This window comes from Paenibacillus sp. FSL R7-277 (assembly GCF_000517965.1).
GTDB classification, from domain to species: Bacteria; Bacillota; Bacilli; order Paenibacillales; family Paenibacillaceae; genus Paenibacillus_AQ; species Paenibacillus_AQ silagei.
The window spans coordinates 12,201-26,536 of sequence record NZ_ASPX01000091.1; the positions used below are offsets into that span (position 1 = coordinate 12,201).

Below are 14,336 nucleotides of genomic sequence, written 5' to 3' on the forward strand. Positions count from 1 at the left end.
TGGAAAGTTAACTTTACATCTAGATCATCATGCGATACACTCTCCATGTAAAGTTAACTTTCCATGAAGAGAGTGATTCCATGAACAACCGTTTGGAAGAATTACGCAAGCAGCGCGGAATCAGGCAGGAGGAATTAGCAGCGGCGCTTGAGGTGTCCAGGCAGACGATTGGTTCACTGGAGAACGGCCGCTATAATCCGTCCATTCTGCTGGCGTTCAAGATTGCCCGTTATTTCGGGCTGAGCATTGAGGAGATTTTTATTTATGAGGAGGAAGAGAATTGATGAAGAAATCCGTCTCGGCTTATCTTCTGGTTATTGCAGGTGTAGTCCTGCTGGCAGGCAGTCTGTACTTCATTAGAACAGTTCAAGAGCCGGAGGGGGTGCTGCGGACACTGCCCTTTATCTGTATCGGACTGGGTTCTGGCCTGTTCGGCAGCGGGATGGGGGAACTCATCGAACGGCGCGCATTGAAGAATAGCCCCGCCATCGCCAAGCAGATGGAGATCAACAAGAACGATGAACGCAATATCGCCATTGCAACCCGGGCGAAGGCGAAGGCCTATGATATGATGGTTTTTGTATTCGGGGCTTTAATGCTCGCCTTTGCCTTGATGGAGGCTGATCTCACCGTGGTGCTGTTACTGGTATTCGCCTACCTTTTCACGATTGGATACGGCGTCTATTACCGGTTCAAGTATGATCGGGAGATGTAATTGGCAGCGGTTCCGTCTGCCGCTAGTCCGCTCAAGCCAGTAACGCCTGGGCCACCTGATCCAGAATGCAGTTGATGCCTGTCGGTCCATAACAGCCGATCCAGGTAGCAGCATCTACCGGGTATATAAGCTGCCGCTTGTCTGCACCTAGCATGCCCCTCACACTGTGCTCTGTCATCGATATTCCCTCCTGCATCCTCTCATTACTAAGCAAAAAGTAGTAGTTGGCATGCACAGACGGCAGTCTGTCCACGGAAATATGGTAAGCCGTGTCGGAGGCGGGTTCCGCCACAAATCGCGGAGCAGGCAGACCAAGGTCCCGGTACAGCACAGCGCCGGTGCGGTGAGAAGCCGTATGTACCCGGACGATGGACTCCCGCGGACGGATCAGAGCCACACTCTTACCCGCGAGTACCGGAGCCAGCTCTGCGGACAGCAATGCCGTACGGCGCAGATAATCGGCAATAATCCGTTCCGCCTCCGCCTGCTTGCCTGTCAGTTCGCCGAACAGCCTCAGAATCATCTGCCAGCTCTCATTACGCTTGAACATGATCGTTGGCGCCACCTGGCTTAAGCGTTCATAGTGCGGAGCATGCACCTCGGTGCAGATAATTAGATCCGGGCGCAGCCGTTCAACAGCCAGCAGGTCCGGGTACTCGTAGGTTCCGAGCATTTCCGTTGTTATTAATCTCTCACGGAAATAAGCGGGGAAATTCAGCGACCCGCTTCCGAATCCTACGCTTCCTGCGGGGGACATCCCCAGGGCATGTAAATGGTCCGCATATTGGACATCGAGTACGGCGATCCGCTGCGGAGCAGCGGTGACAAGATATTCGCCGCGCAGATGGTGGATCAACGGACCCTGTGGTGACCCGTGCGGGAAGGCCACGCTCTCTAACCGTCCCGAAGGAGCGGAGAGTGCAGCGGGAGCTGAAGCGGCAGTGCGCCTGAAGAGCTGCGGGGGGACTCCATAATGCTTCTTGAACGCCCTGCTGAAATAATACATGTCGCGGTAGCCTGTCCGCTCAGCGATCTCGCCGATGGAAGCATCCGTATAACGCAGCATCCGCTCTGCGCTCTCCATCCGCAGCCGGATTACGTATTCCATGGGCCCGATCCGCTTCTCCTGTTTGAACCGCCGCTGGAGCTGCCGCACGCCGCATCCGGCCAGCGCGGCCAGCTCTTTAAGCCCCAGCTCCTGACGATAGTGCCCCTCGATATAGGCAGCAACAACCTCCACCATATCGGGCTCTACCCCGCCCTGACCGCGTTCATGCTCCATAATAAGCTCGTAGAGCATACCTTGCAGCAGCGCATTGGCATGGAAGCGTTCCAGTCCTTCTCCCCGGCTCCATTTGGCGGCAATTCTCTCTGCTGCCATATGCAGCTCCGCCGGGGACCCGGAATGGTGAATGAACGAAGTGCGCAGCGGGTGATTGCGCTGCGGGAAGAGGACATGTGCAGCTCCCGCCACAGGAATGGCCTTGTAGCTAATAGCTGTATAATGAATGTTGTCTGACTCCGCACTCAGAGTGTAGGCTGATCCCTTGACGGCATGACAAGCAAAAGAGGCCTGGACATGGCAGCCTTCACCATTCATCACAAGCCCTCCCTGCCCGCCGATAGCCAGCAGCAGCTGATTAGACGCCAGTTCCGTTTCAATCAGCATACCGCCGGGCGGCACAGTACCACTGCGCACATCAAGCGTCTTGACCGCTGTATCACTCCATAGACTTGCCTGTTCTTGTTGCGGCATTTCTCTCATCTCCTGACAACAGTATCCTTTGCTTAACGGATAGACCTGCTGTCATTTTAATTGAGATTCATTCTCATTGTCAATTTTCGGACACTTTCTGCAATATTCCCCGGACATCCGGTAGTAAAAGCAACAGGTAATGCGCTTGCTCTTCGCAACCGGAGCCTCGTCATTCCCCTCGGTGAACCGGGTGAATGGATTGCGTCTTGCGCCGAACAATGCGCCGGGAGCCGTCCGGGTCAGATACACAAAATCCTCTTGCATCCGCAGCCTTTCTTCGCCGGATGAGTCTGCTCCAAGGGCATAGAGCGGGGCAATACGCACCATAATATTCTCCCACAGCACGGCCATGGAGACGGGGCCCACGGCGGCAAGCGTCTGCAGCAGCGGCGCAAGCCGTACCGCAAAATTCTCCTCAATAACAGCTTCACGCCACACGGCTCTATCCTCCGGTGGGGAGGCTGACTGAAGCCCGTCCAGTGCCAGGAAAGGGAATGTCGTCTCTTCTGTAGAAGCCGGATGATAGAGGAAGCTTCTGTCCAGCGGGAAGAAGACTTCACGATTATGAACGGTCATGGCGGTCAGTATTGGCGCGATCCACAGATAGCCGATCCGCTTGGCCAGCATGGAAGCCGCAACCTGCATATCCGGCGCACCGATATAATCCTTAAGCCAGCTGACATACTCGCGGCACACCGCTTCATCCTGCAGCTCACGCAGCGCGATGGTGCGAACGCTGCCCGCAGGCGGCTCCCCCAGCCTCATCCGGTAATCCTCCGCCAGTTCCCTCCAGGGGGCCGACGACAGATAGTGGTCCATCTCAGTGAGCTCCAAGCAGCGCTTCCGAGGCCTGATCTACAATAATATTAATCGCAAGAGGACCATAGTACGCGATCCAGAGCGTTGAATTCACATCATAGGCACGGTTATTCTTGACTGCATCAAGGGATTTCCAGATCGGACTGCTGGCCAGAGCCTCTGCCTCTTTGGCGAACAGATCATCCGAGAGCAGGAAATAGTGATCTGCCCCGATATCAGAGACAGTCTCCATCGATATTTCAACTGAGGTATCATCCTTGATCGCCTGAACGAACGCAGGCGCCTTTAATCCCAGATCCTCATACAGAATGCTTCCTGTCCGGTGCTCCGGACCATGTACCCGAATTCCTTCCGGTCTTGGACGAATCAGCGCCACCGTCTCGTCGCCCAGCTTCGCCGACAGCTGCTCACGCAGTCCGGTGATTTTGTCCTCGTAGGCCTTCTTCACTGCTTCAGCCTCTGCCTGCTTCCCTGTTATTGTACCGATGGTAGCCAGCGTATCCCGCCAATCCTCATAGAAGTCCAGGACGATGGTAGGCGCGATTTTACTAACACTCTCATAGGCCTCCTCCTGAAAATCCGTCATCAAGATCAGATCCGGGTTCAGCGCCACAATTGCTTCCAGATTGGGCTCATCGCGTGTACCCAGGACCTTCACACCGTCCATTTGAGCACTCAAATATTCCGGGAACTCGTCCTTGGTTCCGGCAACTACGCTGCCTGTCGGCTTCTCTCCAAGCGCGATCAGCTGATCGGCGAATTTCACGTCAAGCACAGCGATCACCTTCGGCTTCTCCGTAAGCGTATATTCGCCCTTGATATGTTTGAAGGTAACCGGGTAGGCTGCTGTAGCCTGTGCCTCCGGTGTTGCCTGCGGCTGTGCTTCGGGCGATGGAGACGGCTCCGCTGATGCAGACGGCTGTGCGGCTGTACCTGCATTCGTGCCTCCCCCAGAACCGCAAGCTGTAAGTACCAGTATCAGCGCCAGCATCCATACCATGAATAATCCTGATTGCCCAGCGGCGAATTTCTTCCTGCCAGCCCCTTGTTTCTGTGTTGCTCTGTTCACGCTGACTCCCCCTGTTATGTATTATATGATAATGATTTTCATTATCATAATTGTTACAGCGAGTATAGCCGATCTGCTGCCTCTGTTTCCATGTACTTTTGCGACATTGCAGCCGGATAAATGCGACATGGTGTTTAGCTATATAAATTGAACTAATGATTTTTTTGTTTTGGGATGGCCGTGACTCCAGAGAAGTTTTGGACTTCCGGCCGCTGTTGTGTTTGAATTTCTTGATTAAAACTGCTACGCACGGTGGAAATCCAAACACAGCCTATGCTTACGATGCGAGCTTTCCTGCGGAAAGCTTTCAGGCGGACGCTACCGCTCCTACAGTTCCAAAATTCCCCTCCGCCACTTTTCCCTTAACTTAAATTTTCAAGTTTAATCTATATAGCAGGTGATATAGACTGAAACATTAGGAAATTACCCTACCGGGTGAAGGATGCTGATGCCTTCTCTCACCAGCCGCTTGTATAGAGAATTGCTGCACTTCTTGCAGGATTCCTCCTCACCTATTACTGGCTGAAGTACAATGTTGCATTATTTGCACTAATTTCGGTGTTTAGAGCAGATTAGCGCTGAATTTGTTGCATTTCTTGCAGGATTTCAGCATAGACCGCATCTATGGGGCAGTATTGTTGCACTTCCTGCAGGATTTCTCTATAAATGTTACTGGCTGTGGAGCATAGCGCAACGCTTCATCGCAGCAGCACCCAATGTATTCGGATTTCCGTATACATTGGGCAACTTACCTTCGTGGTAGCATATTGTGTTCGGTTTTTCATATACATTCCATCTGCTCCTCATTCAGATGTTTCAAAGACTACTTAGTTACATAAACAGCAGCAAGCCCGCATCCTGTTGCCAGATGCGGGCTTGCTTTTATGAACAGCTGCTACCTATTAATGAAGTTAAGTTAATGAAGTTAAGCCCAATATTGCTGGGCAATCTTTTGCCCCTGTCTGATCTTCGCCCATTGCTCCGCTTCCGTCAATTCGTTGCCGCCGTCGCAGGACGCGAAGCCGCATTGGTGGGAGAGCAGTAATCTCTCCTTCGGAATGATCGTGGACGCTTCATCCAGCATCCGGAGGACACGGGTCTCATCGTCAAGCGTACTGGTTTTGGAAGACAGCAAGCCAAGTACAATTTCCGTCTCCGGTCGATCCTTGAACACAGCAAGTGCCTCCAGCGAGCCAGCGCGTTCGTCGTCCCACTCCAGGAAGAAGCGGTCGTACTTCAGCTGCTTCAGGAACAGGTTGGCAATCTTCACATAAGAGCCGCCGCCCATATTCCGGGAATCATAATTACCGCGGCAGTTATGGGTCCACATGAGCAACCCCAGGCTATGTCCGTAATCAATGATGGTGTTGTTAATATCGATGAACTCTGTGGCGAGACTCTGTACTTCCTCGTGGTTGATTGCTTCACCGGTAAATGGCGAATTCGGATTATCGTCCGCGAACAGCTCCCAGAGGCAGTCGTCGAATTGCAGAATCTTACCGCCAGCGGCTGCGAATTCCCCTACAAAATCCTTATACGCCGTCACCAGACCCGCCTTCAGCTCATCACGGTTCTGGTACACTGCACCCTCGCCGCCAAGGTTATCCGACCAGGACAGCTCTCCGAAGATATGGGATGGCGAAGGCACGCACAGCTTCGTCTCCCGGTCTCCGGCATGAGCCTGAAGCTGGCGGTAGGCCTGAAGGAAGTGGTGATTCTTCCCGCCGAGTTCACCTGTGATGCGCAGACCGATGTCTTTTCGCGTCTCGTATTTGGAGGTGCCGTCAATGTCTCTGAAGAAATACCCGTGAGGCGCGATATAACGCTCAATGCCCTGGAAGCCCCAGACAAAGTCCAGATGCCACATCGACTTGGAGTACTCCCCATCCGTCAGAATCGTCAGCCCATTCTCGCTCGCCTGCTCGACTACCGACTGAATCGCCTTCGCCTCACACTGCTCATAGCCCTGGAAATCCTCGTAAAAAGGATACTGGATATCGTCCCGGTGTTCGATTTGCTGCTTATATTCTAATAGCTCCGCCGGACGCAGCAGGCTGCCTACGATCTGAAATCTATCACACATGATTAGCCCTCCTCTAGTTCCACTGTTCTGTCTTTGTGTATAAATTCTAGCATGGAGTGCGGCCTTAGACGTAACACTTATAACTGATATCTGGCTATAGGGAGAAGTTATACGCTCACTCCGCTGCCGTAATACAATCGTAAGGTTTCGCTTAGAGAATCGTAAGCTCTTCCGCTTATGCTGTTCCATGTAAACCACTAATAAGATATGGAGCGTGATAAGCATGGGTAACAGCAAAGCAGGCAAACGGTTCATGATGGCGGCAGTATTGGTTCTCTCTCTGGCGGTGTCCGGCATCTCCGGTGCGGCGGCAGGCATCAAGACGATGAAGAAAGACGGCATGGAGCTGATGAACTTAAGACAGGCGGCCATGATGTACGGCTACAGCATTGAATGGAACAGCAAGGACCGCTCCGTATCGTTGATGTACATGGACAAGATGATGGACGACGGCAAGATGATGGACGACAGCAAGATGATGGACGATGGCAAGATGATGGACGACGGCAAGATGATGGACGACGGCAAGATGATGGACGACGGCAAGATGATGGACGACGGCAAGATGATGGACGATGGCAAGATGATGGACAACAGCATGAAGCCGGCGGCCAAGATGATCAAGGTTATGATTGGGTCGAAAAAAATGATGGTCGACGGTAAAACGGTCAATCTGAGCATGGCTCCGGCCCTGTACGATGGCAGCACTTATGTGGCGGATACGGTAGTGACCATGTACATGAAGCCTGCCAAGGCCATGAAATAAGACAGGATGAGCGATGCCCTCACCCTGTGATATGATGGAATCAAATGGATTTTTCCGGATATGGGGTGGGTTAGGATGAATGAACGAGTGCTGGTCGCGGATGATGATCCGAATATTACCGATGTGTGCCGCAGATATCTGGAACGGGAAGGGTATCTGGTCACCACCGCCAAGGACGGCTTGGAAGCGCTGGAGCTATGGCGCAGCCAGTCTCCAAGCCTGATTGTGCTCGACCTCATGATGCCGCATAAGAATGGCTGGGAGGTGTGCAGTGAGATCCGGCAGACCGAAGATCTCCCGATCATCATGCTGACGGCGCGCGGCGAGGAGCAGGACCGGCTGATGGGGCTGACGATGGGAGCGGATGATTATCTGACCAAGCCCTTCAGTCCAAGGGAGCTCGTACTGCGGGTGCAGGCGATTCTGCGCAGAATGAGATATGTCCAGGTATCGCCGGCTACCGCCGCTGAGCACACGATCAAATACGAAGGACTGACTATCGATGTCGGGAAGCGTACCGTGGAGATCAGCGGGCAGGCGATTGAATTGACAGTGACCGAATTCGAAATGCTCTATCTGCTGGCGAGCCATCCGGGGCAGGTGTTCTCCCGGACGCAGATGCTGAGCAAGATCTGGGATTTCAGCTATGAAGGAGATACGACTACCGTTACGGTGCATATAAGGAGATTACGCGAAAAGATCGAACAGACCCCCTCCGACCCGAAATACATCAAGACGGTCTGGGGAATCGGCTATAAGTTTGCGGGTGATGGCATCTAATGAAACTGCGTACGTATTTATTGTTGTCCAGCCTCACAGGCATTGGCGTATTGCTCATCTGTTTATTTGTCAGCTATTCCAAAATGCTGCTGACCATCGATCAGCTATATTATCTGTCTGGCATCACCGCCGGGATCGGCGTGTTCTCCTTCATCCTCCAGCATCTGCTGACACGGCCGGTGGAGAAGTCCATTGCCCGGATTACGGAGCAGACGGTACGGATTGCCGAGGGGGATTTCCACACCGAAGTCCCCACGATCGGCCCGCACGAGTTCAAGCTGCTGGCCCGGCAATTCAATGAGATGAGCAGTAAGCTAAAAGAGAGCTTCGACCATCTCCATCAGTCCGAATCCGCCCGCCGGGAGCTGATCGCGAATGTCTCCCACGATCTGCGGACCCCTCTTGCCTCCATTCAGTCATTCGTGGAAGCGCTGGAGGATGATGTGATCAAGGACGAAGAGACCTTCCAGCGGTATCTGAATACGATCCGGCTGGAGACGAAGCGGCTGGCGGGGCTGATCCAGGACCTCTTTGAACTATCCAGCCTGGAGGCCAGCGGCGGAACGTTCGACCCGCAGCCGTGCCATGCAGATGAGCTGCTGATCAGCACGCTGGAGAGCTTCTCCTTCCATCTGGCGGAGAAGCGGCTGAAAGTCGAGATTGAGCTGCCGGATAAGCTGCCCGCGGCCCTGATGATGCCCACGCAGATTAAGCGGGTACTGTCCAATCTTGTGCAGAATGCGATTCAACATTCTCCTGAAGAAGGCCATATCGTGCTGTCCGCCGCTGAGGAAGGCCCGTTCCTGCGGATCGCTGTGAGCGATGAGGGTCAGGGAATCGATGCGGCAGAGACCTCACGGATCTTCGAGCGGTTCTACCGGATAGATAAATCACGCAGTAAGAATAGCGGAGGCGCCGGTCTGGGTCTTGCCATTGCACAATCCATTGTGGAGCTGCATGGCGGCAAGATTGGTGTAGAGAGCACTAAGGGTTCTGGAAGCTGCTTCTGGTTCACGGTCCCCATCTACACCAGCCGGTAAGCCTTAGCGTTAGAGAAGCAGTATTCATATAGGTGGTGACAGAGATGGCTGGTGATTTTGTATTCCTGTTCGGCGTCTTCGGCGCAGGGGTATTATCGTTTTTTGCACCCTGTATTCTGCCGCTGCTTCCGGTCTATGTCTCGTATCTGTCCGGAAGCCTGGCGGGCAATGTGAATCAGGGAGGGGTGGACACAGGCTCCATGCGGTTCCGTTCGGTATTCATGCTGCGGACGCTAATATTCGTGCTTGGACTGTCTGTGGTCTTCATTACCCTGGGCTTCGGCTCCGGTATCCTTGGCAGTGTCATTTCAAGCTCCAGGTTCATTGCCGTCTGCGGAGCGATTGTCATCTTATTCGGAATCTACCAGACCGGACTGATCAAGATCTCCTGGCTGGAACGGGAAAAAAAGCTGTCCAGTCCCCGCGCAGCACGCGGCGGCTATATCGGGGCCTTCCTGCTCGGCCTGACGTTCAGCTTCGGGTGGACGCCGTGCATCGGCCCGGTACTTGCGGGCATTCTCAGCATCGCCGCTGGGGAAGGCTCCCCTGCTTACGGCGGATTCCTCATGCTGCTGTATACGCTGGGTCTGGCGATTCCTTTTCTCGTACTATCCGTCTTCTCGGACTATCTGGTGCAGCGGATTCGCCGCTTGTACCGGTTCATGGGAGGGATCAAGATCGCCTCCGGCTGTATGCTGATCGCCATGGGGCTGCTGCTAATGACAGACCAGCTGAATACGATTGTGAGCTGGATTCAATAACGGGAGGAGGAATCAGGCATGAAAAAGATATGGAAGTGGATGGGATATATGCTGGTGATTGGCGGTCTGCTGTCGATCCTAGCCGCATGCGGTGCGAAGCCCGATACAGCATCCGGCAAGACGGACTCCCCGGCAGCGATGAACAAGGGGAAGCCTGCCCCCGCATTTGCGTTAAATGATCTGAAGGGCGATCCTATGAAGCTGGAGGATCTGAAAGGCAAGAACGTGTATGTGAAATACTGGGCCTCCTGGTGCTCCATCTGTCTTGCCGGCCTGGAGGAACTGAATACGCTGGCCGGACAGGAGAAGGATTTCCAGGTGGTATCGATAGTAACTCCCGGCTACAAAGGCGAGAAATCCGCCAAGGAGTTCACGGACTGGTTCAACAAGCAGTCGTATGACAATCTGACCGTGCTGCTCGATGAGGATGGGACATGGGCCAAGGAGTTTCAGGTACGGGCGTATCCCAGTTCTTTTTATATCGATGAAGAAGGGTTGCTGGTGAAGTCCCTCCCGGGTCATGCCTCCAACGAGCAGATTAAGGACACCTTCGCGGGAATGAACACAGCTTCAGCCGCCGCTCCGGTTCCAGCGGTCAAGACCGCAAGTATAGCTGACAAGGATCTGCGTGACCTGTATCTGGCGGGCGGCTGCTTCTGGGGCGTTGAGGCGTATATGGCCCGCATTCAGGGAGTTCAGGACGTCACCTCAGGCTATGCCAACGGGAAAGGTGAGAATCCGACCTACGAGGATGTCATTCGCGGGGACCGGGGGTTCGCGGAGACTGTGCATGTGAAGTATGATCCGAAGCAGGTCACCCTGAAGCAGCTCCTGGAAGCTTATTTCAAGGTCGTTGATCCGACCAGCCTGAACAAGCAAGGCAATGACCGGGGCATTCAATACCGGACAGGAATCTACTATTCCTCCCCGGAGGATGCAGCGGTTATCCAGCAGGCCGTAGCGCAAGAGCAGACCAAGTATGACAAGAAGATTGTAACGGAAGTCCTTCCTCTGGAGAACTACTATCTGGCGGAGGAATATCATCAGGACTACTTGGCGAAGAACCCGAACGGGTATTGCCACATTGACTTAAGCATCCTGGATGAGCAAGAGCCGGTTATCGATCCGGCCCAATACCCGCGCCCTTCCGACGCAGAACTGAAGGAGCGATTAACCGCCGACCAATACGCGGTAGCCGTCAATAATGACACCGAGCGTGCCTTCAGCAACGACTATTGGGATAACTATGAGCCTGGCCTGTATGTCGATATCGCCACGGGTCAGCCCCTCTTCTCCAGCAAGGATAAATACGATTCCGGCTGCGGCTGGCCCAGCTTCACGAGGCCCATTGCCCCGCAGGTCGTCACCTATGATACGGATACCAGCTTCGGCATGGAACGCACCGAGGTTCGCAGCCAATCCGGCGACATCCACCTGGGCCACGTCTTCGACGACGGTCCCGCTGACCGCGGCGGCAAGCGCTACTGCATCAACAGCGCCTCTATCCGCTTCATCCCTCTAGACCAGATGGAGGGGGAGCATTACGGGTATTTGCTCGGGTTGGTGGAGTAGATTAGGTGAAACGTACAGACGAAGAGTGTCTCATAAAAAGATCGCCCTCCATCCGCCCAACAGAGCGGTGTGGAGGGCGATTGTTGACTTTCTTACAACATTCCTCTGTTTATTATTGTTGCAATTTGTGGCAATAAGCCTCATAAACACATGGCATCTTGGGATTCAAGTTGCCTCTACCCCCTCAACCCCATCGAGACCGCACCGTTAATGCCCGGCTTGTACACATCCGGTTGAATGCCGACCAGAACGGACAATACCGTCTCATCGCCAAGCTCCACTTCGTCAAGCGCAACCTCCAGGGACGAAGGCCATGGAGAGGACTGCTTCGCCAGCAGCCTGCCATTGACGTAGATTTCAGTATCCCCGCTAAGCGCGTGGAAATATAGATATGGGCTGCTGCTCTTCTCCCGTTCCGTCAGGGCGATGGAGCTGCGGTAAATGACATAGCCGTCCGCTCCCTGGAGCAGCTGCTGCGGCCCGAAGCTGACGTCAACCTTCTCCCAGGAGTTCATATCCGTAGGATGAATCTCCACATTCGGGTACGGACGCTCCTGCGAGAGCTCCTGTGTCAGCAGCCAATTGTTGATATACCGCTCGTGAACGGATAACACATAGGGAAGCTCGTCCACCGCTTCTACCGGGATGACCTGCACCAGAGGCTGCAAGCCTTCCCCCTGAAGCGTCAGTTCAATAGCGGTATGCCCCGCATCGCTGCCAACGCTGCCAACAATCAGCTGGAGACAGCCATTGAACAAGCAGCGCTCCATGAGATGATCCAGCTCGTGGGAGTTGGGATTGCCGTTGCCCGCTCCCAGAATAATGCCGCTGCCGGTCAGCGAGAAGGATACCTGCTGCCCCGCCGTCTCCACAAACCGCCCTGCGGAGTCGATGGCGTAGACATTCACCACGACCGCGTCCCGCCCGTCGCCAAGCAGGGCCGGCTTGCTCGTCTCCACGCGCAGCGCGCAAGCTGCCCCGGGCGTTATTTTCTCATCCACAGCGACCCGCTTGCCCTGATGATACCCCTCCAGCCTTAGCGTTCCCGGCTCATAAGGAATTTCCCATTGGCATTGCTCATAGAGTTCGACAGCCTGTCTATACCGCAGCTCCCCGTTGACATACAGCGCCACTTCATCGCAGTTGGTATGCGTCATGACGGTCACCGGCTGCCCTTCCTTCCCCGGCCAGTTCCAGCCGCCCGCGATATGCGCAACCGGCTCGTCCAGCCAGAACGCCTGGTACAGATAATAGGAATCCTTCGGGAATCCGCAGGTATCCAGAATACCGAAATGGGTGCTGACGCTGGGCCATTCATAAGGCGTCGGCTCGCCGCGGTAATCGAAGCCCGTCCAGACAAAGGTGCCCATCATATAGTCGCGGGTATTAATGGCTTGCCACGACTCTCTTGCGGTGTTGCCCCAGTTCGCCCGTTCCCGGTCAAAGCTGTCAAAAAACTGCAGTGCGGTATCGCTGACGTAAGTCCCTCTTGTGGCAAAAGCACTGACCGTCTCGGACCCGATCATCGGCTGGCCGGGATGCTTCTCGTGGAAGCGGTCATAGCCGCCATGCATATAGTTGAATCCGGCGATATCCATCACGTCGACCGTTCCGCCGTCTTCCATGACGCCGCCGTTCATGGCTCCCAGAACCGGACGGGTATCGTCCAGACGCAGGATCGCCTGCTTCATCCGCTTGAACATTTTGCGCCCGACCGGTGTGCCTTGCAGCGGTTCTTCATTGAACAGGCTGTAGAACACAACAGACGGGTGATTGCGGTCGCGCGTCACCATATTCTCCACCTGGCGCAGCCCTTCCGGCGAGCTGTCGAAGTTGCGGTTCTCGTCCATCACCAGCATGCCGAGACGGTCGCAGGCCTCCAGCAGCTCCGGCGCAGGATTGTGATGGGCACAGCGGTAAGCGTTGCTTCCCATAGCCTTCAGCCGTGCAATCCGGTATTCATGCAGCGCGTCCGGCAACGCTACGCCAACCCCGGCGTGGTCCTGATGATTGCAGGTACCCTTGATCTTGAGCGGGCGTTCATTAAGATAGAATCCGGTATCGGGGCAGATCCGGATCCTGCGGTAACCATAAGAAGTCGTGACCGTGTCCCGCTCTTCACCGTCCACCAGCAGGGTGGAATGCAGCTTGTACAGGTGCGGAGCATCCACATCCCACAGCAGCGGCGAGCTAAGCGGCAGCTCCTGCTTCAGAACGGCGGCTTCCCCCGCTTCCGCGCGGCCAGTCGTCCGTTCCTCCGCCACCACTGCTCCGTCGGCACGCACTACCCGGGACAGTAGTTCAACCTCCGCAGCCGTCTCCCGCTCATTCGTAATCCTTGTCTCCACGTTCGTCAGCCACTTGTCCGCATCTTGCTTCACCGGATTGACCCAGATGCCGCGGTCGGCGATGGACAGCGGATCTTTCTTCGTAAGCCACACATGGCGGTAGATGCCCGCGCCTTCATACCACCAGCCCTCGGACACCGATGCATCCACCTTCACCACCAGCAGATTGGGGCGGTCGCCATAGAAGACGTTGTCCGTGATATCCACAACGAAGCTGGTATAGCCGCAGAAGTTCCGCCCCAGCACGCTGCCGTTCAAATAAACCGTCGCATAGGTGGCGATGCCGTCGAACTCCAGCAGCAGCTGCCTGCCGTTATCGGACGGCTCCAGCTTGAACTTCTTGCGGTACCAGCCGATGCCGCGCGGCTTGTAGCCGAAGTCCGGCACCCCGCCCTCGCGGTCGAACGGCTGGCGGTAAGACCAGTCATGCGGAAGCCCTACCGTCTCCCACTCATTATCGTTCCATTCGATGCTGGCCGCTCCCATGATGCCGCCTGCTTTGGCGTTGCCGTATACCGCTTTGTGGCTGTTTTCCACCGGGATAGCTATATCCCCATGATGGAACAGCCAGTCCTTGTCCATGCTTAACCGTTCTCTCATATAGGTCAATACCTCTCTATCATTGTA

12 protein-coding genes are annotated in these 14,336 nt (G+C 54.8%); 7 read left to right on the forward strand and 5 right to left on the reverse strand.

Annotation, left to right across the window (positions count from 1 at the left end; all coding sequences use genetic code 11):
* Nucleotides 1-80: 80 nt before the first annotated feature.
* Both C173_RS26440 and C173_RS26445 read left to right on the forward strand, forming a co-directional pair.
* On the forward strand, nucleotides 81-284 hold the full coding sequence (locus C173_RS26440) for a helix-turn-helix transcriptional regulator (RefSeq protein WP_036730779.1): 204 nt from the start codon (nucleotides 81-83) through the stop codon (nucleotides 282-284).
* The gene (locus C173_RS26445) at nucleotides 284-715 is read left to right on the forward strand and encodes a DUF6442 family protein (RefSeq protein WP_036730780.1); all 432 of its coding nucleotides are present in this window, start codon (nucleotides 284-286) and stop codon (nucleotides 713-715) included. The genes C173_RS26440 and C173_RS26445 overlap by 1 nt, the downstream gene beginning before the upstream one ends.
* A 31-nt stretch (nucleotides 716-746) precedes the next feature.
* Here the strand turns inward: C173_RS26445 and C173_RS26450 are convergent, their stop codons facing one another.
* The 4 genes from C173_RS26450 to C173_RS26465 all read right to left on the reverse strand — a co-directional run bounded on the left by C173_RS26450 (nucleotide 747) and on the right by C173_RS26465 (nucleotide 6,442).
* Nucleotides 747-2,471: a helix-turn-helix domain-containing protein gene (locus C173_RS26450; protein ID WP_036730781.1), complete on the reverse strand. Its 1,725-nt coding sequence runs from the start codon at nucleotides 2,469-2,471 to the stop codon at nucleotides 747-749.
* Nucleotides 2,472-2,522: 51 nt separating this feature from the next.
* Complete coding sequence (locus C173_RS26455) at nucleotides 2,523-3,290, reverse strand: (2Fe-2S)-binding protein (protein ID WP_036730782.1); 768 nt, start codon at nucleotides 3,288-3,290, stop codon at nucleotides 2,523-2,525.
* Nucleotide 3,291: 1 nt separating this feature from the next.
* Entirely contained in the window at nucleotides 3,292-4,359 is a 1,068-nt protein-coding gene (locus C173_RS26460; protein WP_036730783.1) for an ABC transporter substrate-binding protein, read from the reverse strand.
* Between the two features lie 925 nt (nucleotides 4,360-5,284).
* Entirely contained in the window at nucleotides 5,285-6,442 is a 1,158-nt protein-coding gene (locus C173_RS26465) for a 5-methyltetrahydropteroyltriglutamate--homocysteine methyltransferase (RefSeq protein ID WP_036730785.1), read from the reverse strand.
* 223 nt (nucleotides 6,443-6,665) lie between these two features.
* On the opposite strand from C173_RS26465, the gene C173_RS26470 reads away from it, so the two are divergent.
* From C173_RS26470 to msrAB, 5 genes are all read left to right on the forward strand, one after another.
* Nucleotides 6,666-7,208 carry a hypothetical protein gene (locus C173_RS26470; RefSeq protein ID WP_036730787.1) on the forward strand — a complete coding sequence of 181 codons (543 nt, stop codon included), beginning with the start codon at nucleotides 6,666-6,668 and terminating at the stop codon, nucleotides 7,206-7,208.
* Between the two features lie 75 nt (nucleotides 7,209-7,283).
* On the forward strand, nucleotides 7,284-7,988 hold the full coding sequence (locus C173_RS26475; protein WP_036730789.1) for a response regulator transcription factor: 705 nt from the start codon (nucleotides 7,284-7,286) through the stop codon (nucleotides 7,986-7,988).
* A gap of 83 nt (nucleotides 7,989-8,071) precedes the next feature.
* The gene (locus tag C173_RS26480; RefSeq protein ID WP_442792677.1) at nucleotides 8,072-9,028 is read left to right on the forward strand and encodes a HAMP domain-containing sensor histidine kinase; all 957 of its coding nucleotides are present in this window, start codon (nucleotides 8,072-8,074) and stop codon (nucleotides 9,026-9,028) included.
* A gap of 44 nt (nucleotides 9,029-9,072) precedes the next feature.
* On the forward strand, nucleotides 9,073-9,789 hold the full coding sequence (locus tag C173_RS26485; protein WP_036730795.1) for a cytochrome c biogenesis CcdA family protein: 717 nt from the start codon (nucleotides 9,073-9,075) through the stop codon (nucleotides 9,787-9,789).
* Nucleotides 9,790-9,807: 18 nt separating this feature from the next.
* Nucleotides 9,808-11,361: a bifunctional peptide-methionine (S)-S-oxide reductase MsrA/peptide-methionine (R)-S-oxide reductase MsrB gene (gene msrAB, locus C173_RS26490; protein ID WP_200869593.1), complete on the forward strand. Its 1,554-nt coding sequence runs from the start codon at nucleotides 9,808-9,810 to the stop codon at nucleotides 11,359-11,361.
* Nucleotides 11,362-11,537: 176 nt separating this feature from the next.
* Here the strand turns inward: msrAB and galA are convergent, their stop codons facing one another.
* A complete protein-coding gene (gene galA / locus C173_RS26495) occupies nucleotides 11,538-14,309 on the reverse strand; it encodes a beta-galactosidase GalA (RefSeq protein WP_051478453.1) in 2,772 nt (923 codons plus the stop codon).
* Between the last annotated feature and the right edge of the window lie 27 nt (nucleotides 14,310-14,336).

Bases quoted from the DNA above. Each gene is read 5' to 3' on its own strand.
- C173_RS26440 (WP_036730779.1), top strand. From the start codon at position 81: ATGAACAACCGTTTGGAAGAATTACGCAAGCAGCGCGGAATCAGGCAG.
- C173_RS26445 (WP_036730780.1), top strand. From the start codon at position 284: ATGAAGAAATCCGTCTCGGCTTATCTTCTGGTTATTGCAGGTGTAGTC.
- C173_RS26450 (WP_036730781.1), bottom strand. From the start codon at position 2,471: ATGCCGCAACAAGAACAGGCAAGTCTATGGAGTGATACAGCGGTCAAG.
- C173_RS26455 (WP_036730782.1), bottom strand. From the start codon at position 3,290: ATGGACCACTATCTGTCGTCGGCCCCCTGGAGGGAACTGGCGGAGGAT.
- C173_RS26465 (WP_036730785.1), bottom strand. From the start codon at position 6,442: ATGTGTGATAGATTTCAGATCGTAGGCAGCCTGCTGCGTCCGGCGGAG.
- C173_RS26470 (WP_036730787.1), top strand. From the start codon at position 6,666: ATGGGTAACAGCAAAGCAGGCAAACGGTTCATGATGGCGGCAGTATTG.
- C173_RS26475 (WP_036730789.1), top strand. From the start codon at position 7,284: ATGAATGAACGAGTGCTGGTCGCGGATGATGATCCGAATATTACCGAT.
- C173_RS26480 (WP_442792677.1), top strand. From the start codon at position 8,072: ATGCTGCTGACCATCGATCAGCTATATTATCTGTCTGGCATCACCGCC.
- C173_RS26485 (WP_036730795.1), top strand. From the start codon at position 9,073: ATGGCTGGTGATTTTGTATTCCTGTTCGGCGTCTTCGGCGCAGGGGTA.
- msrAB (WP_200869593.1), top strand. From the start codon at position 9,808: ATGAAAAAGATATGGAAGTGGATGGGATATATGCTGGTGATTGGCGGT.
- galA (WP_051478453.1), bottom strand. From the start codon at position 14,309: ATGAGAGAACGGTTAAGCATGGACAAGGACTGGCTGTTCCATCATGGG.